This window comes from Kitasatospora sp. NPDC058406 (assembly GCF_042722765.1).
Taxonomy (GTDB): Bacteria; Actinomycetota; Actinomycetes; order Streptomycetales; family Streptomycetaceae; genus Kitasatospora.
Genome location: NZ_JBHXKE010000185.1, coordinates 1 through 20,062, shown reverse-complemented (window position 1 = coordinate 20,062; position 20,062 = coordinate 1). Strand labels below are relative to the sequence as shown.

At 71.6% G+C, this 20,062-nt stretch carries 15 protein-coding genes; 12 read left to right on the top strand and 3 right to left on the bottom strand.

Features of this window, described 5'->3' with window-relative positions; all coding sequences use genetic code 11:
• Window positions 1-51: 51 nt before the first annotated feature.
• On the bottom strand, window positions 52-1,446 hold the full coding sequence (locus ACFWOG_RS29330) for an aspartate aminotransferase family protein (protein WP_329882901.1): 1,395 nt from the start codon (window positions 1,444-1,446) through the stop codon (window positions 52-54).
• Window positions 1,443-1,916 (bottom strand): Lrp/AsnC family transcriptional regulator, encoded by a 474-nt coding sequence (locus tag ACFWOG_RS29325; protein WP_030243538.1) that lies wholly within the window; start codon window positions 1,914-1,916, stop codon window positions 1,443-1,445. Before ACFWOG_RS29325 ends, ACFWOG_RS29330 begins: the two co-directional genes overlap by 4 nt.
• A 297-nt stretch (window positions 1,917-2,213) precedes the next feature.
• Between ACFWOG_RS29325 and ACFWOG_RS29320 the strand changes: the two genes are divergently transcribed.
• The 3 genes from ACFWOG_RS29320 to ACFWOG_RS29310 all read left to right on the top strand — a co-directional run bounded on the left by ACFWOG_RS29320 (window position 2,214) and on the right by ACFWOG_RS29310 (window position 6,830).
• Window positions 2,214-3,659 (top strand): gamma-aminobutyraldehyde dehydrogenase, encoded by a 1,446-nt coding sequence (locus ACFWOG_RS29320; RefSeq protein WP_329951687.1) that lies wholly within the window; start codon window positions 2,214-2,216, stop codon window positions 3,657-3,659.
• A 328-nt stretch (window positions 3,660-3,987) separates the two neighbouring features.
• Complete coding sequence (locus ACFWOG_RS29315; RefSeq protein ID WP_329951688.1) at window positions 3,988-5,346, top strand: aspartate aminotransferase family protein; 1,359 nt, start codon at window positions 3,988-3,990, stop codon at window positions 5,344-5,346.
• Window positions 5,347-5,645: 299 nt separating this feature from the next.
• Window positions 5,646-6,830, top strand: coding sequence for a spermidine/putrescine ABC transporter substrate-binding protein (locus tag ACFWOG_RS29310; RefSeq protein WP_329882904.1), 1,185 nt, complete (start codon window positions 5,646-5,648; stop codon window positions 6,828-6,830).
• A gap of 127 nt (window positions 6,831-6,957) precedes the next feature.
• On the opposite strand, the gene ACFWOG_RS29305 is transcribed toward ACFWOG_RS29310, so the two are convergent.
• Window positions 6,958-8,607, bottom strand: coding sequence for a PucR family transcriptional regulator (locus tag ACFWOG_RS29305; protein ID WP_329951689.1), 1,650 nt, complete (start codon window positions 8,605-8,607; stop codon window positions 6,958-6,960).
• A 424-nt stretch (window positions 8,608-9,031) separates the two neighbouring features.
• Here ACFWOG_RS29305 and ACFWOG_RS29300 point away from each other — a divergent pair, with 424 nt between their 5' ends.
• From ACFWOG_RS29300 to ACFWOG_RS29260, 9 genes are all read left to right on the top strand, one after another.
• Window positions 9,032-10,546, top strand: coding sequence for a gamma-aminobutyraldehyde dehydrogenase (locus ACFWOG_RS29300; RefSeq protein WP_380361830.1), 1,515 nt, complete (start codon window positions 9,032-9,034; stop codon window positions 10,544-10,546).
• A 43-nt stretch (window positions 10,547-10,589) separates the two neighbouring features.
• The gene (locus ACFWOG_RS29295) at window positions 10,590-11,843 is read left to right on the top strand and encodes a spermidine/putrescine ABC transporter substrate-binding protein (protein ID WP_380361828.1); all 1,254 of its coding nucleotides are present in this window, start codon (window positions 10,590-10,592) and stop codon (window positions 11,841-11,843) included.
• Between the two features lie 30 nt (window positions 11,844-11,873).
• Entirely contained in the window at window positions 11,874-13,013 is a 1,140-nt protein-coding gene (locus tag ACFWOG_RS29290; protein ID WP_380361826.1) for an ABC transporter ATP-binding protein, read from the top strand.
• Window positions 13,010-13,954: an ABC transporter permease gene (locus ACFWOG_RS29285; protein WP_329882909.1), complete on the top strand. Its 945-nt coding sequence runs from the start codon at window positions 13,010-13,012 to the stop codon at window positions 13,952-13,954. Before ACFWOG_RS29290 ends, ACFWOG_RS29285 begins: the two co-directional genes overlap by 4 nt.
• Entirely contained in the window at window positions 13,954-14,757 is an 804-nt protein-coding gene (locus ACFWOG_RS29280) for an ABC transporter permease (RefSeq protein ID WP_380361823.1), read from the top strand. The genes ACFWOG_RS29285 and ACFWOG_RS29280 overlap by 1 nt, the downstream gene beginning before the upstream one ends.
• Before the next feature lie 45 nt (window positions 14,758-14,802).
• A complete protein-coding gene (locus tag ACFWOG_RS29275) occupies window positions 14,803-16,197 on the top strand; it encodes an FAD-dependent oxidoreductase (protein WP_329951695.1) in 1,395 nt (464 codons plus the stop codon).
• A gap of 171 nt (window positions 16,198-16,368) precedes the next feature.
• Window positions 16,369-16,800: a hypothetical protein gene (locus ACFWOG_RS29270; RefSeq protein ID WP_329882912.1), complete on the top strand. Its 432-nt coding sequence runs from the start codon at window positions 16,369-16,371 to the stop codon at window positions 16,798-16,800.
• A gap of 151 nt (window positions 16,801-16,951) precedes the next feature.
• Window positions 16,952-17,713, top strand: a complete 762-nt coding sequence (locus tag ACFWOG_RS29265) for a hypothetical protein (RefSeq protein WP_380361820.1) — start codon at window positions 16,952-16,954, stop codon at window positions 17,711-17,713.
• A gap of 276 nt (window positions 17,714-17,989) precedes the next feature.
• Window positions 17,990-19,513, top strand: coding sequence for a CoA-acylating methylmalonate-semialdehyde dehydrogenase (locus ACFWOG_RS29260; RefSeq protein ID WP_380361818.1), 1,524 nt, complete (start codon window positions 17,990-17,992; stop codon window positions 19,511-19,513).
• Window positions 19,514-20,062: the final 549 nt, after the last annotated feature.

The following is a 20,062-nucleotide window of genomic DNA, read 5'->3' as shown; positions in this document are numbered from 1 at the left end:
CGGGAAGCGGGACCGCCCTGCGGCGGAGGGTGGGGAAGGAGGCTCGGACCGTCAGATCTTCGCCCACGCGTCGGTGAGGCTGGTCCGCAGGATCTGCTCGATCTCGTCGAAGGTCGACTGGTCGGAGATCAGCGGCGGGGCCAGCTGGACGACCGGGTCGCCACGGTCGTCGGCGCGGCAGTACAGGCCGTTGTCGAAAAGCGCCTTCGACAGGAAGCCGTAGAGGACGCGCTCGACCTCGTCGTCGTTGAACGACTCCTTGGTGGCCTTGTCCTTCACGAGCTCGATGCCGTAGAAGTACCCGTTGCCGCGGACGTCGCCGACGATCGGCAGGTCGCGCAGCTTGTTCAGGGTGCCGAGGAAGTTCGCCTCGTTGTCGAGGACGTGCTGGTTCAGGCCCTCGCGCTCGAAGATGTCGAGGTTGGCCAGCGCCACCGCGGAGGAGACCGGGTGGCCACCGAAGGTGTAGCCGTGCAGGAAGGTGTTGTCACCCTTGTAGAACGGCTCGGCGAGGCGGTCCGAGATGATCGTGGCGCCGATCGGGGAGTACCCCGAGGTCATGCCCTTGGCGCAGGTGATCATGTCGGGCTGGTAGCCGAACTTGTCGGCGCCGAACATGGTGCCGAGGCGGCCGAAGGCGCAGATGACCTCGTCCGAGACCAGCAGCACGTCGTGGCGGTCGCAGATCTCGCGCAGGCGCTGGAAGTACCCGGGCGGCGGCGGGAAGCAGCCGCCGGCGTTCTGCACCGGCTCGACGAAGACGGCGGCGACGGTGTCGGCGCCCTCGTTGAGGATCGCGACCTCGATCTCGTCGGCGCACCAGCGGCCGTACGCCTCGGGGTCGACCGTGCCGTCGGGGCCGGCCAGGAAGGCCGGGGCGCGGTAGATGTTGGTGTTCGGGGCCTTGTGGGTGCCCGGCACCAGCGGCTCGAACGGGGCCTTCAGGCCCGGCAGGCCGGTGATGGAGAGGGCGCCCTGCGGGGTGCCGTGGTAGGCGACGGCGCGCGAGATGACCTTGTACTTGGTCGGCTTGCCGGTCAGCTTGAAGTACTGCTTGGCAAGCTTCCAGGCGGTCTCGACGGCCTCGCCGCCACCGGTGGAGAAGAAGACCTTGTTGAGGTCGCCCGGGGCGTAGTTGGCCAGGCGCTCGGCCAGCTCGACGGCCTTCGGGTGGGCGTAGCTCCACACCGGGAAGAAGGCGAGCTCCTTGGCCTGCTTGGCGGCGGCCTCGGCGAGCTCCTCACGGCCGTGGCCGGCCTGGACGACGAACAGGCCGGCGAGGCCGTCGAGGTACTTGCGGCCCTTGTCGTCCCAGACGTAGGTGCCCTCGCCCTTGACAATCGTCGGCACGGGAGAGTTCTCGTACGACGACATGCGGGTGAAGTGCATCCACAGGTGGTCGTAGGCGGTCTTGGAAAGGTCCTTCTGCGCCGGGTCGGCTGTCATCGGGTGCCCCAGGTGTAGGTCTGTTTCCGGAGCTTCAGGTAAACGAAGCTCTCGGTGCTCCGCACGCCGGGAAGCGCGCGGATGCGCTTGTTGATCAGTTCGAGCAGGTGCTCGTCGTCCTCGCAGACCAGTTCGGCCAGGAGATCGAACGAGCCTGCGGTGCAGACGACGTAGTCGACCTCGTCGAGGGCGGCCAACGCGTCGGCGACGGGTTCGATGTCGCCTTCGACCCGGATCCCGACCATCGCCTGGCGGGTGAAGCCGACGGTGAGCGGGTCCGTGACGGCGACGATCTGCATCACGCCCTGGTCGAGCAGCTTCTGGACGCGCTGTCGTACGGCCGCCTCGGACAGGCCGACGGCCTTGCCGATGGCGGCGTACGGGCGGCGCCCGTCCTCCTGGAGCTGCTCGATGATCGCCTTGGAGGCGGCGTCGAGGGGAACGCTGGCGTTCCGGTCGCGGTTGGCCACGCCGCAACTGTGCCTGATCAGGATCGTGTTCGCAAGCTCGGGATCTGCTGATTTCGTCGTGATCTTGGAAATCGGATGCGGATTTCATCGCACCCACGTGACCGATCTGTCGATACCGGCAGTCGAACGGTTAACCTGGCCCGGTACCCGCGTGGCTCCGCAGGGCCGCGCGAACTACCCCACCAGTGGACCGTGCCGCCGCCGGCCCGGCCACTCGGCGCCCTTCGTCGGCCGGACCGGTCGACGTACCATGGCGCCGGATTCTGCAACGCCGCAGGCCGAGACCGAGGAGAGACCGTGAGCGACCTTCGCACGCTGCGCAACTACATCAACGGTGAGTTCGTCGACGCGGCGGACGGCCGCACGCTCGACATCGTCGACCCCACCACCGGCGAGGTCTACGCGACGTCCCCGCTGTCCGGTGCCTCCGACGTGGACTCCGCCATGGCCAGTGCCGCAGCCGCGTTCCCGCTCTGGCGCGACGCCACTCCGAGCACCCGGCAGAAGCTGCTGCTGAAGATCGCCGACGCGGTCGAGGCGCGTGCCGACGAGATCGTCGACGTCGAGTGTCGCAACACGGGCAAGCCGCGGTCGCTGACGCTCTCCGAGGAGATCGGCCCGATGGTCGACCAGATCCGGTTCTTCGCCGGTGCCGCCCGCCTGCTGGAGGGCAAGGCCGCCGGTGAGTACATGGACGGCATGACCTCGATCGTCCGCCGCGAGCCGGTCGGCGTCTGCGCCCAGGTGGCGCCGTGGAACTACCCGATGATGATGGCCGTCTGGAAGTTCGCCCCGGCCATCGCCGCCGGCAACACCGTGGTGCTGAAGCCCTCCGACACCACCCCCGCCTCCACGGTGCTGCTGGCCGAGATCATCGGCGGCGTCCTGAGGGACCTGGAGCTGCCGGCCGGCGTCTTCAACGTGATCTGCGGCGACCGGGAGACCGGCAAGGCCATGGTCGAGCACCCCACCCCGGCGATGGCCTCGATCACCGGCTCGGTGCGGGCCGGCATCTCGGTCGCCGAGTCCGCCTCCAAGGACGTCAAGCGCGTCCACCTTGAGCTGGGCGGCAAGGCCCCGGTCGTGGTCTTCGAGGACGCCGACATCGCCGAGGCGGTCGAGGGCATCTCCGTGGCGGGCTTCTTCAACGCCGGCCAGGACTGCACCGCCGCCACCCGCGTGCTGGTGCACGAGTCGATCCACGACGCGTTCGTCGAGGCGCTGGCCAAGGCCGCGGCCGAGACCAAGACCGGCGGCGTGGACGACGAGGACGTGCTCTACGGCCCGCTGAACAACGCCAACCAGCTGACGCAGGTCACCGGCTTCATCGAGCGCCTGCCGAAGCACGCCAAGGTCGAGGCCGGTGGCCACCGGGTCGGCGACAAGGGCTACTTCTACGCCCCGACCGTCGTCTCCGGGCTGAACCAGGACGACGAGATCATCCAGAACGAGGTCTTCGGCCCGGTCATCACCGTGCAGCGGTTCTCCGACGAGGACCAGGCCGTCGACTACGCCAACGGCGTCGAGTACGCGCTGGCCTCCTCGGTCTGGACCAAGGACCACGCCCGCGCGATGCGGATGTCCCGCCGGCTGGACTTCGGCTGCGTCTGGATCAACACCCACATCCCGTTGGTCGCCGAGATGCCGCACGGTGGTTTCAAGAAGTCCGGCTACGGCAAGGACCTCTCCTCCTACGGCTTCGAGGACTACACCCGCGTGAAGCACGTCATGACCGCGATCTAGCGGGTCGTGACGGTCGGGTGCTGTATGACCGCGATCTAGCGGGTCGTGACGGTCGGGTGCTGTATGACCGCGATCTAGCGGGTCGTGACGGTCGGGTGCTGTATGACCGCGATCTAGCGGGTCGTGACGGTCGGGTGCTGTATGACCGAGATCCAGCGGTCGTGACGGCCGGGCACAGGATGCCTGCGATCTGATGTTCGGGTGATCCGACGATGGGCCCGGGTCCTTGCGACCCGGGCCCTGTGTCTTTGCACCCTGTCGGCCGTTCGGGTGACCGCCTGACAGGATGCGCCTGCACTTCGGCGGCCGGACTCCCTAGCCTTGCCGCATGAGCATCCCCACCGCCGACCCAGCCGCCGGCCAGGCCGTCAAGGCCGCCGACCGCGCGCACGTCTTCCACTCGTGGTCCGCCCAGGCCCTGATCGACCCCCTCGCGGTGGCCGGCGCCGAGGGCTCGTACTTCTGGGACTACGACGGAAACCGCTACCTCGACTTCTCCTCGCAGCTGGTGAACACCAACATCGGTCACCAGCACCCGAAGGTGGTCGCGGCGATCCAGGAGCAGGCGGCGAAGCTCTGCACCATCGCTCCCGGCTTCGCGGTGGAGTCCCGCAGCGAGGCCGCCCGGCTGATCGCCGAGCGGACCCCGGGCGACCTCGACCGGATCTTCTTCACCAACGGCGGCGCCGAGGCCAACGAGAACGCCATCCGGCTGGCCCGGCTGCACACCGGCCGTCAGAAGGTGCTCGCCACCTACCGCTCGTACCACGGCGCCACCGCCAACGCGATCGCCCTCACCGGCGACCCGCGCCGCTGGGCCAACGAGACCGGTGTCTCCGGCATCGTGCACTTCTGGGGGCCGTACGCCTACCGCTCCAACTTCCACGCCGAGAACGAGGCGCAGGAGTCCGAGCGCGCGCTGGCGCACCTGGAGCAGGTGATCGCGTTCGAGGGCCCGGGCACCGTCGCGGCGATCATCCTGGAGACGGTGGTCGGCACCGCCGGCATCCTCGTCCCGCCGCCCGGCTACCTGGCCGGCGTCCGGGAGATCTGCGACCGCTACGGCATCGTCTTCATCCTGGACGAGGTGATGGCCGGCTTCGGCCGTACCGGCGCCTGGTTCGCCGCCGACCACTGGGACGTCACCCCGGACCTGCTCACCTTCGCCAAGGGCGTCAACTCGGGCTACGTCCCGCTCGGCGGCGTGGCGATCAGCGCGGAGATCGCCGCGACCTTCGCCGAGCGGCCGTTCCCCGGCGGGCTCACCTACTCCGGTCACCCGCTGGCCTGCGCCTCGGCGATCGCCACGATCAACGCGATGGCCGAGGAGGGCATCGTCGAGAACGCCCGGCACATCGGCGAGACCGTGATCGGCCCCGGCCTGCGCGAGCTGGCCGAGCGCCACCCCTCGATCGGCGAGGTGCGCGGGCTCGGCGTGTTCTGGGCCCTCGACCTGGTGAAGGACCGCGCCACCCGCGAGCCGCTGGTGCCGTACAACGCGGCCGGTGCGGCCAACGCGCCGATGGCCGAGCTGGCCGCCGCCTGCAAGCGGCGCGGGCTCTGGCCGTTCGTCAACATGAACCGCTTCCACGTCGTCCCCCCGTGCACGGTGACCGAGGAGGAGGCCAAGGCGGGTCTCGCGGTGCTCGACGAGGTGCTCTCGCTGACCGACGCGCACACCGTCTGACCCGCAGGGCGGCCGGCCGAGCCGCAGCCCGTTCGGCGGGGCGGCACCACGGCACACGGCAGCACCAGAACCGACCGGGCGGCCCCGGGTGCCCGCGCGCCCGGGGCCGCCCCCCCCCCCCCCGGGCCCCCAGTTCCCCCCCCCCCCCCCCCCCCCGGCCCCGGTCTCCCCCGCTGGGCGCCGGCCCCCCCCGCCGCCCGTGGGGGGGGGCGCCCCCCCGCCACCGGGACCCACCAGACCCCCGGGGGGGGCCGGGGGGCCCCGCGCCCCGGGGCCCGCCCCACGCCCCGGAGGCCCCCATGTCCCCCACCACCCCGACCCGCCGTGCCCTGACCCGCCGCAGCGTGCTCGGCACCGCCGGGCTGCTCGGCGCCGGCACCCTCACGGGCTGCGGAATCCCGTCCGCGTACGTCGCCGAGGAACGCCGGTCCGCCCCCGACCGCTCCGGGGACGAGCCGCGGCTGGTCTTCTCCAACTGGACCCAGTACATCGACGCCGACGACGACGGCCGGCGCCCGACCCTGGACGCCTTCACCGAGCGGACCGGGATCGCCGTCACCTACACCGAGGACATCAACGACAACGACGAGTTCTTCGGCAAGATGGGCCCGGTGCTCACCCAGGGCACCGACCCCGGCCGGGACCTCATGGTGGTCAGCGACTGGATGGCCGGACGGTACGTCTCGCTCGGCTGGGTGCAGACCCTGGACCGGGCCAACCTGCCCCACGTCACCGCCCACCTGGATCCGCAGCTGGCGGCGCCGGCCTTCGACCCCGGACGGCGGCGGAGCGTGCCGTGGCAGTCCGGGATCACCGGCATCGCCTACAACCGCAAGGAACTCGGCCGCGAGTTGCGCTCCACCGCCGACCTCTGGGCGCCCGACCTCAAGGGCCGGGTCACCCTGTTCGCCGGACTGGACGAGGCGCTCGGCCTGCTGATGCTCGCCCACGGCGCCGACATCGCCGCGTTCACCGCGGACGACGCGCACCGGGCCATGGACCAGGTGCAGAAGATGGTCGACACCCGGCACGTCCGGCGTTTCACCGGCAACGACTACACCAGCGACCTGGCCTCCGGCGCCGCGCTGGCCTGCCAGGCGTACTCGGGGGACGCCGTCCAGCTCATGGCGGAGAACCCGGACCTCGACTTCGTGGTGCCGGAGGAGGGCGGCGAGCTCTGGGCGGAGAGCCTGCTGGTCCCCAACCGGGCCGGGCACAAGCGCAACGCGGAGCAGCTGATCGACCACTACTACCAGCCGGAGGTGGCCGCCGAGCTGGCCGCCGCCGTGCAGTACATCTGCCCGGTGCCCGCCGCCCGCGAGGTGCTCGCCGCCAGCGGGGAGAAGGAGAAGGCGGAGCTGGCCGAGCACCCGCTGGTCTTCCCGACCGAGGAGATGCGCGCGCGGCTGCACACCATGCGCGACGTCACCTCGGCGGAGCGGCCGGTCCTCCACAAGGTCTGGGGCCGGATCACCGGCGTCTGACACTGTGACACCCGGCGCCCTGACACCCTGACACCCAGCGCCCCGGCGACCCACCGCACCGGCGACCCCCACCGACCCGGCGCCGAGGCGGGCCGTACGGGGCGGCCCGCCTCGCGGCGGGTCACGCTCAGCGCCGGACGGCGTCCAGCGCGAGCAGGGCGACGTGCAGCGACAGGCAGGACTCCACCTGGTCGAGGTCGACCCCCAGGATCCGTTCGACCTTGTGCAGCCGGTCGTAGAAGGACGGCCGGGACAGGTGCGCGGCGTCGGCCGCCGCCGACTTGTTCCGGCCCTGCTCCAGATAGATCCGCAGCATCCGGACCAGCTGGCCGTTGTGCTCCGCGTCGTAGGCGAGCAGCGGGCCCAGCTCGCGTTCCACGTAGGTCTGCAGCCGGGCGTCGTCGCGCAGCAGGTGCAGCAGGCCGCGCAGCCGGACGTCGGGCAGCCGGTAGTACGCCGCTGCCCGGCCGCCGGGCGCGTCGTGCAGGGCGGCGTCGGCGACCTGGGTGGCTTCCAGCAGGGTTCGCCGGGCGTCGCGGACCGAGCCGACCGAGGAGCCGACCGCGACGACGGGGGACGGCGCGGCCGCGTCGCGTGCGGCCTCGGCGGCCAGCCTTCGCAGCGCCGCCGCGAAGGCGTCCAGCGAGGCGTGTTCCTCCTGCTGGGGGCCGAGGGCGATCAGGACGCCGACGCCCTCGTCGTCCAGCGCGCCGACCAGGGCGGAGAGCCGGCAGGCGCGGACCGCGCTCGCCGCCAGCTCGGTGAAGTCGCGCAGCCGGGCCTGTGCCTCCAGCGCGGCGGGGATCGGGCCGCGGCGCTGCCGCAGCACCACGCCGACCAGTCGGCGGCTCTCCAGCGGGACGCCGAGCGCCTGGGCGCGCAGTGCCACCTCGGAGACGGTGAGGGCATGGGTGAGGATGCCGGAGAGCAGGGTGCGGTGGGTCTGCCGCTCCAGGCTCTCCCGGTCGCGGACCACCAGCCGGTTGAGGGCCAGGGCCGAGGCGCCGCGCTCCAGCAGCATGGTGTTCGGGTGCGGGCCGTCGTCGGACAGCGGGCCGGGGTCCTGGACCAGGACCAGCCGCCCCCAGTCCTGGCCGCGGGCGCCGACCGTGGTGACCAGCCAGCCGCTGCGCGGGTCGTGGCCGGTGCGGCCGGGCGGGCGGACCCCGCGCGAGCGGCGTTCCCAGTCCTCCAGCAGGTCGGCCTCGGGCCGGCCGGCGGGGTCGTGGGTCAGCACCTGGTGGGCGAGGTTCTCCAGGACGACCGGGGCACCCGCTATCCGGGCGACCTGGCGGACCACCTCGACCGGTTCGGCGCCCTCCACGACGAGCTCGTTGAAGACCTGGTGGATCGCCTCCGAGGTGCGCAGCTGCTCCAGCTGGGCGTTGACCACCAGGGCGTGCACCGCTTCGGTGACGGCGACGAAGCGCAGCTCGCGGCGGAGCGCGATCAGGGGCAGGCCCCGCTGTTCGGCGGCGTGCACCAGGGCCCGCGGCAGGGTGTCGAAGTAGCGCCGGCCGAACTCGATGACCAGCCCGGCGACGCCGACGTCGGCGAGGTCGCGGACGTAGCGGGCCAGTCCCTCGCGGTCCTCGGGGAGGGCGATGCCGGTGCTGAGGACCAGCTCGCCGCCCTGGAGCACGCCGGCGACGTCGGGCAGCTCGCTGACGTGCACCCAGCGGACCGGGCGTTCCAGATGGGCGGCGCCGGCGACCACCTGGGGCAGGCCGCGCCGCATCACCTCCAGGTCCAGGACATGGGCGACGGTGGGGAGCATCGCTGCCTCCAGGGTTCAGAGTGTCAGGTAAATCATCCATCCCGGCGACGACCTGTCACCCCGACCGAACCTTTGCACCCTGTAAGGCCCTGAGCTTCGAGGTTGGCGGAGTGACCCTTGTCACGCCCCTGCGGCATTGGGCATGGTCAGCGGGTCGGCTGTGGCGAAACACGGGCATCACCCCCGGAATCCGTGGCGTAACCAGAAAGCAACAGCGGAATCCCTTGCCGGACCCCCATCGGTCTTGCCAGGATCGCGGATCCCGGCGACCTGTCGGAACGGATTCCCCTGGACCGCGGGCGCGGCGACTCGACCAGTCCGACCACGCCGAACGGGCCCCTCGTCCACCGGCGCGTGCGGCCCCGCAGGGATGATCAAGGACGCCGTACGGGCGGTCGAACCACCGGGAACTTGGAGGAACCAGATGGACCTGACCGATTTCGGCGCGGGCGCGCAGTACATCGCGGGCCGGTCGGACCGGGGGAGGGGCGAGCCCTTCCAGGTCGTCAACCCCGTCGACGGCAGCGTGGTCGAGCAGGTCACCCTCGCCTCCACCGGGCAGGTCGACGAGGCCGTCGCCGCCGCCCGGGCCGCGCTGCCGGAGTGGGCGGGTGCCACCCCCGGCGCACGCTCCGAGGCACTCACCCGGCTGGCCGCCGTCCTCACCGGCGCCGCCGACGACCTGGCCCGGGTGGAGACCGCGCAGACCGGCAAGCCGATCAAGCTCTCCACCGAGTTCGACGTCCCCGGGACGATCGACAACACCGCCTTCTTCGCCGGCGCCGCCCGCAACCTGGAGGGCCGGGCGGCCGGCGAGTACTCCGGTGACCACACCTCGTACGTGCGGCGCGAGCCGATCGGCGTGATCGGCTCGATCTCGCCGTGGAACTACCCGCTGCAGATGGCCGCCTGGAAGGTCCTCCCGGCGATCGCGGCGGGCAACACCGTCGTCCTGAAGCCGGCCGAGCTGACCCCGCTGACCTCGCTGATGTTCGCCCGGGCCTGCACCCTGGCCGGCATCCCGGACGGCGTGGTCAACGTGGTCACCGGCGCCGGGCGGACCGCCGGGGAGCACCTGGTCGCCCACCCGGACGTCGCGATGGTCTCCTTCACGGGCTCCACCCCGGTGGGCCGCCGGGTCGCCGAGCTGGCCGCCGCGACCGTCAAGCGGACCCACCTGGAGCTCGGCGGCAAGGCCCCCTTCGTGGTCTTCGACGACGCCGACCTGGACGCCGCCGTGCACGGCGCGGTCGCCGCCTCGCTGATCAACAGCGGCCAGGACTGCACCGCCGCCACCCGCGCCTACGTCCAGCGGCCGCTCTACGAAGCCTTCGTGACCGGCGTCGCGGAGCTGTACCGGGCCGTCCGGGTGGGCGACCCGCTGAACCCGCGGACCGACCTCGGCCCGCTGGTCTCCCACACCCACCGGGACCGGGTGGCCGGCTTCGTCGAGCGCGCCCGTGCGGCCGGCGCCACCGTGGTCACCGGCGGCGCGACCGGCACCGAGGGCCACGACGGCACCGACCTCACCCCCGGCGCCTACTACCTGCCGACCCTGATCACCGGTGCCGCGCAGGACAGCGAGGTCGTCCAGGGCGAGATCTTCGGCCCGGTGCTGGTGGTGCTGCCCTTCGACACCGACGACGAGGGCCTGCGGCTGGCCAACGACACCCCCTTCGGCCTGGCCGCCTCCGCCTGGACCGGCAACGTCCACCGCTCGCTGCGCGCCACCCGCGAGCTCGCGGCCGGCTGCGTCTGGGTGAACGACCACATCCCGATCATCAGCGAGATGCCGCACGGGGGCTACAAGTCCTCGGGCTACGGCAAGGACATGTCCCAGTACTCGATGGACGAGTACACCCAGGTCAAGCACGTCATGTTCGACACCACCGCTGTGGCGCGCAAGGACTGGCACCGCACCGTCTTCGGAGACAGATAACCCCCGGGGGACCCCCACCCCCCTGCCCCAGGAGGCCCGTTCCATGGCGTTCAACGAGCTCACCGACGGTCTGCCCGATCCGGTCCGCAAGGCCTGGGAACGCAGCCTCACCAGCGGCCGGGCCGCGGTCGGCCGCCGCACCGTACTGCGCGCCGCCGCCCTGGCCGCTGGCGCCGGGACCCTGGCCGCCTGCGGTATCCCGCCGGCCAGGACCGCCGGCACCGGTGACTCCACCGCCAACGCCGCCGAGGACCTCTCGGAAGGCGAGAAGGAGGTCAACTTCTCCAACTGGCCGCTCTACGTCGACGCCGACGAGAACGACAAGGAGAAGCACGGCACCCTGGAGGCCTTCACCGCCGCCACCGGCATCAAGGTCAGGTACACCGAGGACGTCAACGACAACGTCGAGTTCTTCGGCAAGGTCAAACCGCAGCTCGCGGCCGGCCAGGACACCGGCCGCGACCTGGTGGTGCTCACCGACTGGATGGCCGCCCGGCTGATCCGCCTCGGCTGGGCGCAGAAGCTCAACCCGGCCAACGTCACCACCGCCATCACCACCGTCGAGTCCCGCTTCCGCGCCCCCGACTGGGACCCGGGCCGGCTCTACTCGTACCCCTGGGCCGGCATCCAGACGGTCATCGCCTACAACCGGAAGGCCACCAGGGGCAAGGAGGTCGGCAGCATCTCCCAACTGCTCGACGACCCCGACCTCAAGGGCCGGGTCACCTTCCTCTCCGAGATGCGCGACAGCGTGGGCATGACCCTGCTCGACCTGGGCAAGGACCCGGCGAAATTCACCGCCGACGACTACGACGCCGCGATCGCCCGGCTGCAGAAGGCCGTCGACAGCAAGCAGGTCCGCCGCTTCACCGGCAACGACTACGGCCAGGAGCTGTCCTCCGGCGACATCGCCGCCTGCGTCGCCTGGGGCGGCGACCTGATCCAGCTGCGCGCCGACAACCCGGACATCGAGTTCGTCATACCGGAGAAGGGCTTCGTCTCCTCGACCGACAACCTGCTGGTCCCGGCCAAGGCCCAGCACAAGACCAACGCCGAGAAGCTGATCGACTTCTACTACCAGCCGAAGATCGCGGCGCAGCTGGTCGCCGGCATCGGCTTCGTCTCCGCCGTCACCGGCATGAAGGACGAGCTCGCCGCACTCTCCCCCGACACCGCGGCCAACCCCCTGGTCGTCCCCACCCCCGAGATGGCGGCCAGGGCGCACGTCTTCCGCACCCTCACCGAGGCCGAGGAGAGCTCCTTCGAGGAGAAGTTCTCCAAGCTCATCGGCGCCTGACCCCCGACGGCCGCGACCAGAGAGACCCCCATGACAGACCAGCTGCGCACCCCGGCCGGCGGCGACGTCCGCCTCACCGGCATCGGCAAGACCTACGGCGCCTTCACCGCCGTCCAGCCGCTCGACCTGACCGTCCCGCAGGGCTCCTTCTTCGCCCTGCTCGGCGCCTCCGGCTGCGGCAAGACCACCACCCTGCGCATGATCGCCGGTCTGGAGGAGCCCACCTCCGGCACCGTCCTGATCGGCGGCCAGGACGTCACCGCGCTGCCCCCGTACAAGCGCCCGGTCAACACGGTCTTCCAGAGCTACGCGCTCTTCCCGCACCTCGACATCTTCGAGAACGTCGCCTTCGGCCTGCGCCGGCGCGGCAAGAAGGACGTCAGGAAGCAGGTCGAGGACATGCTCGAACTGGTCGAGCTCGGCGCGTACGCCCGGCGCAAGCCGCACCAGCTCTCCGGCGGCCAGCAGCAGCGCGTCGCCGTGGCCCGCGCCCTGATCAACCACCCGCAGGTGCTGCTCCTCGACGAGCCGCTCGGCGCCCTCGACCTCAAGCTCCGCCGCCAGATGCAGCTGGAGCTCAAGCGGATCCAGACCGAGGTCGGCATCACCTTCGTCCACGTCACCCACGACCAGGAGGAGGCCATGACCATGGCCGACACCATCGCGGTGATGAACGGCGGCCGGGTCGAACAGCTCGGCGCACCCGCCGAGCTCTACGAGAACCCCGCCACCACCTTCGTGGCCAACTTCCTCGGCCAGTCCAACCTGCTGCCCGCCGACGTCACCGGCAGCGCCGGCGAGGACCTGCTGCTCACCGCCGCCGGTACCCGGCTCACCGTGCTCCGGGCCCGTTGTGCCGCCGAGGCCAAGCGGGTCCACCTCGGGGTACGGCCGGAGAAGATCACCATCGAGCACGGTTCCGCCGAGGTCGCCGACGGGCGCAACCGCCTGGTCGGCACCGTCGTCGACTCCAGCTTCATCGGCGTCTCCACCCAGTACCTGGTGCGCACGGACGGCGGCCAGGAGGTCACCGTCTTCGAGCAGAACATGGAGCGCGACGCCCGGATCGTCCCCGGGGCCCCGGTCGTCCTGCACTGGAACCCGGCGCACTCCTTCGCCCTGGACGCCGCCCAGGCGATCGACGCGGGCACCGGGGAGGCGGCGGCATGACCACCACCATCCCGGCGGCCCCCGCGGAGGCCATACCCCCCGACGGCGCCCGCCCCCCTGGTCCCGGACCGCGCCCCCGGCGACGGCTCACCCCGTACTGGCTGCTGCTGCCCGGCATCGCCTGGCTGGTCGTCTTCTTCGCGGTGCCGATGGTGTACCAGGCGTCCACCTCGCTCCAGACCGGCTCGCTGGAGGACGGCTTCCGGGTCACCTGGCACGTCGCGACGTACTGGGACGCCCTGGTCGAGTACCGGTGGCACTTCGTCCGGTCGTTCGGCTACGCCGCCACCGCGACCGTGCTCTGCCTGGCCATCGGCTACCCGCTCGCCTACACCATCGCGTTCAAGGCGGGCCGGCGCTGGCGCAACGTCATCCTGATCCTGGTGATCGCGCCGTTCTTCACCAGCTTCCTGATCCGCACGCTGGCCTGGAAGACCATCCTCTCGGACAGCGGCCCGGTGGTCGGCGCGCTCGACGCGCTGCACGTCCTCGACGTCACCGGCGCGCTCGGCCTCACCTCCGGCGACCGGGTGCTCGCCACCCCGCTCGCCGTGGTCTGCGGCCTCACCTACAACTTCCTGCCGTTCATGATCCTGCCGCTGTACACCTCGCTGGAGCGGATCGACCCGCGCCTGCACGAGGCCGCCGGCGACCTCTACGCCCGCCCGTTCACGACCTTCCGCAAGGTGACCTTCCCGATCTCGCTGCCCGGCGTCGTCGCGGGCACCCTGCTCACCTTCATCCCGGCGTCCGGCGACTACATCAACGCGCAGCTGCTGGGCTCGCCGAGCGAGCAGATGGTCGGCAACGGCATCCAGAAGCAGTTCCTGAACGTGCTCGACTACCCCACGGCAGCCGCGTTGAGCTTCATCCTGATGGCCCTGATCCTGGGCGTGGTGACGGTCTACATGCGCAAGGCCGGGACGGAGGAACTGGTCTGATGTCCAGAGTGATCACATGGATCCGCCGCAACCTGGTGGTGCTCGCCGGCCTGCTGGCCCTCGCCTACCTGGTGCTCCCCAACCTGGTCGTGCTCGCCTTCTCGTTCAACAAGCCGGTCGGCAAGTTCAACTACGAGTGGAACGAGTTCTCCACCGACGCCTGGACCGACCCCTGCGGCGTGGCCGAGATGTGCAGTTCGCTGTCGCTCAGCCTCCAGGTCGCGGTGGCCGCCACCGTCGGCGCCACCGTGCTCGGCACCATGGTCGCCTTCGCACTGGCCCGCTACCGGTTCCGCGGCAAGGGCGCCACCAGCGCCATGATCTTCCTGCCGATGGCCATGCCGGAGGTGGTGATGGCCGCCTCGCTCGGCACGCTCTTCCTCAACATGCGCATCCCGTTCGGCTTCACCACCATCCTCATCGCGCACATCATGTTCTGCCTCAGCTTCGTGGTGACGGCGGTCAAGGCCCGTGTGATGAGCATGGACCCGCGGCTCGAACAGGCCGCCCAGGACCTCTACGCGACCCCCGTCCAGACCTTCCTGAGGGTCACCCTGCCGCTCGCCGCCCCCGGCATCGCGGCGGGCGCGCTGCTCAGCTTCGCGCTCTCCTTCGACGACTTCATCATCACCCAGTTCAACTCGGGACCGACCACGGTCACCTTCCCGATGTTCGTCTGGGGCGCCTCGCAGCGCGGCATCCCGGTCCAGGTGAACGTCATCGGCACCGCGATGTTCGCCGCCGCGGTCGTGCTCACGGTGGCCGGCCAGTGGCTCGGCAACCGTCGCAAGGCCGCCGCCTGACCAACCCTCCGTACCGTTCTACGTGCAGAAAGTGGCTGATAATGCATGGACTCCGCCCGCGCGCTCGCTGACGCCAGGCCCACCCCCTTCTGGCTGGAGGACCCCGGCCGCCCCCCGGCCCTGCCGGCCCTGGCCGGTCCCACCACCTGCGACCTCCTGGTCGTCGGCGGAGGCTACTCCGGCCTGTGGACGGCCCTGATCGCCAAGGAACGCGACCCCTCGCTGGACGTCGTCCTGGTCGAGGGGCAGGAAATCGGGTGGGCCGCGTCCGGGCGCAACGGCGGGTTCTGCGCCGCCAGCCTCACCCACGGCTTCGGCAACGGCCTGCAGCGCTGGCCCGCCGAACTCGGCCGGCTGGAACGCCTCGGCGCCGCCAACCTGGACGGCATCGAGGCGACCCTGGAGCGGTACGGCATCGACGCCGAGTGGGAGCGGACCGGCGAGATCGACATCGCCACCCAGCCCCACCAGCTCGACGAACTCCACGAGCTCGCCGAGGCCGTCGCCGAGTACGGCCTCGACCTCACCGTGCTCGACGCCGACGCGCTGCGGGCCGAGGTCGACTCGCCGACCTTCCTCGGCGGCGTCTGGGACCGGGACGGCGTGGCCATGGTCCATCCCGCCAAGCTGGCCTGGGGCCTCCGGGCCGCGTGCCTCGCCCAGGGGGTGCGGATCTTCGAGCACACCCCCGCGCTCGACCTGAACGACGACGGCGCCGGTATGAGCGTCCGGACCCCGCACGGCCGGGTGTTCGCGGGCAAGGTCGCCCTCGGCACCAACGCCTTCCCGTCCCTGCTCCGGCGCGTCCGTCCGTACATCGTCCCCGTGTACGACTACGCCCTGATGACCGAGCCGCTCACCGACGAGCAGCTCGCCGCCATCGGCTGGCGCGGCCGGCAGGGCCTCAGCGACAGCGCGAACAAGTTCCACTACTTCCGGCTCAGCGCCGACAACCGGATCCTCTGGGGCGGCTACGACGCCGTCTACCACTTCGGCGGACACCTGCGCCGGGAGTACGACCAGCGGCCGCAGACCTTCGACACCCTGGCGCAGAACTTCGCCCGCTGCTTCCCCCAGCTGGACGGCGTCCGCTTCACCAACGCCTGGGGCGGTGCCATCGACACCTGCAGCCGGTTCTCGGCGTTCTACGACACCGCCCACCGCGGCCGGGTCGCGTACGCCGCCGGGTACACCGGCCTCGGCGTCGGCGCCACCCGCTTCGGCGCCGAGGTGATGCTCGACCTGCTGTCGGGGGAGCGCACCGAACGCACCGACCTGGAGATGGTCCGCCGCAAGCCGCTGCCCTTCCCGCCCGAGCCGGTCCGCTGGGCGGGCATCGAGATCACCACGCGGTCGCTGGAGCGCGCCGACCGCCTCGGCGGCCGGCGCAACCTCTGGCTGCGCGCCCTCGACCGGATGGGGCTCGGCTTCGACAGCTGACCGGTAGCCGGTAGCCGACGGCCGCGGCCGTCGGGTCGCCCAGGTGTGACCCGGGCGACCCTTGGACCTGTGTAAGAGAGACCCGCCGTCCGCCTCTCGTTGGTGACGGCGGGTCTCACTGTCCCCCGCCGTGTCTCGGACAGCACCGACGCGAAGAAGCGGGGACCACACATGGAACACACCGGACTGCACTGGCTGGCCCAGGCGGCACCGGACCCGGAGGCCTTCCGGGAACAGTGGGAACGCACCGGCTTCGGCCTGATGCTGCTCCCCGCCGGGCGTCGCTGGGACCTTCTCTCGGTGCCCGGCCGGCTCGGCCGGCCCGCCGTGGACCTGCTCGGCGCCCGGTCCTGCGGACCGGTCCTGGCCGACTTCGGGGACGAGCACATCGGGTTCCTGGTCCCCGTCGGCACAGCCGCCCGGTGGGTCGGCACCGGCGTGCGCTGCGCGGGCGAGGGGACCTGGATCGTCGTGCCGCACCCCGGCCGGCGCAGCCGGGGCGTCCGCTGGCTGGTCCCGCCCGACGGCACCGGACGGCTCAACGACCCGGTCGTCCTGGAGCTCGTCCTCCACGAGGCCGCCGCGGGGCTCAGCGACGGGTGAACCGCCGGGCCGTCCCCGGGCCGTCTCCGGGCCGTCCCTGGCCGTCCCCGGCCGTCCCCCTGCCGGACGGGCTCGGCGGCCCGGCAGCCACCCGCCCGGAACGGTGCGGGGGAGCGGCGCACGGGATGGCGCGGCGCGCCAGACTGGAGGGGTGACCACTGCCCCGGACGCCGTCGACCCGTCCCTCCGCCCGGACCCGGCCCAGCTGCGTCTCGCCGAACTGGCCAGGCCCGTCTGCGACCGGACCGGACTCGCCCTCGCCGGTGGGCACGCCCTGCGGCCCCACGGCGTTCCGGCCTGCCCCCAGGACGGGCTCACCCTGGTGGCCGACGGCACCACCGACCTGCCGCAGGCCGCCGCCGAGCTGGCCGCCACCTACCGGGCGGCCGGCGGCGGGGTCGCCGAGCGGCCGGGCACGCCGCGCATGGAACAGCTCTCCGTCCGGCTCACCCTCGGTGGGAGGTCGCACGCCGTCGAACTGCGGAAGGAACCGCTCGGCCACCGGCCGGTCCGGGTCGGCCTGGGCGGGCCCGAGGCCCCGCTGGCGGTGACGGCCGTCGCGCTGGAGGACGCTGCGGCGCTCACCACGGCGCTGCTCGCCGACCGGGCCCTGCCCCGTGACCTCATCGACGTGCACGCGCTGACCGCCTGGTACCGGGAGGGCGAGCTCCTCGCGCTGGCCACCGCGCTCGATGCCGACTTCCAGCCCGCGGTGCTCGCCGACCGGCTGGAGACCCTGGCCGAGGCCGCCGACGGCCGGTTCCGGGCCCGGGGCTGTCCCGCGGAGGAGGTCGACGCGCTGAAGCGGTGGGCGCTCGCGTGGGCACAGGACCTGAGGCTCGACCTGCTGGAGACCCAGGAGGCGGCCGACGGCCTGCACGACCCGTACCTGGAGGACGAGGAGGAGGCGTGACCTCTCCCGCCCTGCGCCCTCCGTCGTCCGCCCCGCGCCCCCTCCTCCCGGCCCTCGGGAGCCACTCCGGCCTGCTCTCCGGGCGCCCGCCCGACGACCTGTAAGGCTGAACCGTCGATACCCGTCAGCCTGTTCGTTGAGCCCGTCGGCGAGGGCGACCAGACTGGGTGCCGAGCGCGGTAGCCCCGTGACCCCGTCGCCCGGCCACCGCGCGGGCGGCGTCACACAAGGGACCGGTGGCTTGATGCCGCCCGGGACTTCGGAGGCAGACGGACCTTGAGCAAGCACATCACCCACTGGATCGGCGGCCGGCCGGTCGCCACCGCCGGTGCCGCGCCCCGTCGCGGTGACATCTTCGACCCGGCCACCGGCCAGGTCACGGGCCACGTCGACTTCGCGGAGACCGCCGAGGTCGACCAGGCGGTGGCCGCCGCCGCCTCGGCGTTCACCGAGTGGCGCACCGCGTCGATCGCCAAGCGCACCTCCGTGCTCTTCGCCTTCCGCGAGCTGCTCAACGCCCGCCGGGACGAGCTGGCGTCGATCATCGTCGCCGAGCACGGCAAGGTGCACTCCGACGCGCTCGGCGAGATCGCCCGCGGTCTGGACGTCGTCGAGTACGCCTGCGGCATCCCGCAGCTGCTCAAGGGCGGCTTCACCGAGCAGGCCTCCACCGGTATCGACGTCTACTCGATCCGCCAGCCCCTCGGCCCCGTCGCGATCATCTCGCCGTTCAACTTCCCGGCCATGGTGCCGATGTGGTTCTTCCCGATCGCGGTGGCCGCGGGTAACACCGTCGTCCTCAAGCCCTCCGAGAAGGACCCGTCCGCCGCCAACTTCCTGGCCGGGCTGTGGAAGGAGGCCGGCCTGCCGGACGGCGTCTTCAACGTCGTGCACGGTGACAAGGTGGCCGTCGACCGCCTGCTGGAGCACCCGGACATCAAGTCGGTCAGCTTCGTGGGCTCCACCCCCATCGCCCGGTACGTGTACGAGACCGGCACCCGCTACGGCAAGCGCGTCCAGGCGCTCGGCGGCGCCAAGAACCACATGCTGGTCCTGCCCGACGCCGACCTCGACCTGAGCGCCGACGCCGCCGTCAACGCCGGCTTCGGTGCGGCCGGCGAGCGCTGCATGGCGGTCTCCGTCCTGGTCGCGGTCGATCCGGTCGGCGACGAGCTGGTCGAGAAGATCAAGCAGCGGATCGCCACCCTCACGGTCGGCCCGGGCTGCAACGGCGAGTCCGAGATGGGCCCGCTGGTCACCGGCCAGCACCGGGACAAGGTCACGTCCTACGTCGAGTCCGGTCTCGCGGACGGCGCCCAGCTCGCGGTCGACGGCCGCAAGCACCCGGTCACGGTCGAGGACCGTCACGGCGCGCCCACGGCGGACGGCTTCTGGCTGGGCCCGACGCTGTTCGACCACGTGAAGCCCGGCATGTCCGTCTACACCGACGAGATCTTCGGCCCGGTGCTCTCGGTGGTGCGGGTCGCCTCCTACCAGGAGGGTCTGGCGCTCATCAACGACAACCCCTACGGCAACGGCACCGCCATCTTCACCAACGACGGTGGCGCCGCCCGGCGCTTCCAGTACGAGGTGGAGGTCGGCATGGTCGGTATCAATGTGCCGATCCCGGTTCCGGTCGCCTACTACTCCTTCGGCGGTTGGAAGGCCTCGCTGTTCGGCGATGCCCACGCCTACGGCGCGGACGGCGTTCACTTCTTCACCCGCGGCAAGGCCGTCACCCAGCGCTGGCTCGACCCCTCGCACGGCGGCATCAACCTCGGCTTCCCGACCAACAGCTGAGCCTCCCGACGGCGGGTTCCCCCGTCCGTCGCCGGGCCCCGCAGGCCGGTCCGCTCCCCGGCGGACCGGCCTGCGGGCTTTCCGCGGCCGGCGCCGCCCGGGAGGGTTTGCACCTCCACCCCATCGGGCGTAGTGTTCTCTAGTCGCTCGGCAGGGAGCACCGGACACGCATCAGCGCGGACGGTCCCGGGGCGGCCAATCCTCTGAAACACCACTTCCCGTGCGGATCGTGTCGCGTCATGCCTTTCGGCTTTCACGGCGCAGGTCTTATTCGGTGTGCTCATTTCAGGGGATTGCGGCCGGATTCGCTTTTCGGAGCGGGGGTCGGCTAGAGTTTGAAACGTCGGACGGGGCGTCAAGCCGCAGAAGGCGCCAGCGAGTTGGACGAAGGAAGCGCCGGAAGCGGAGCGGAAAGCGTCTGATAAGCTGAAAGTACGAAAGCGAGTCAGGTGAGTGAAACTCCGGAAAACGGAGCGGAAAACGTCTGGTAAGCTGGAAACACGAAAGAACGAAGCGCCCGGAGGGCCGGTGTGAAAGCCGCCTGAAGGA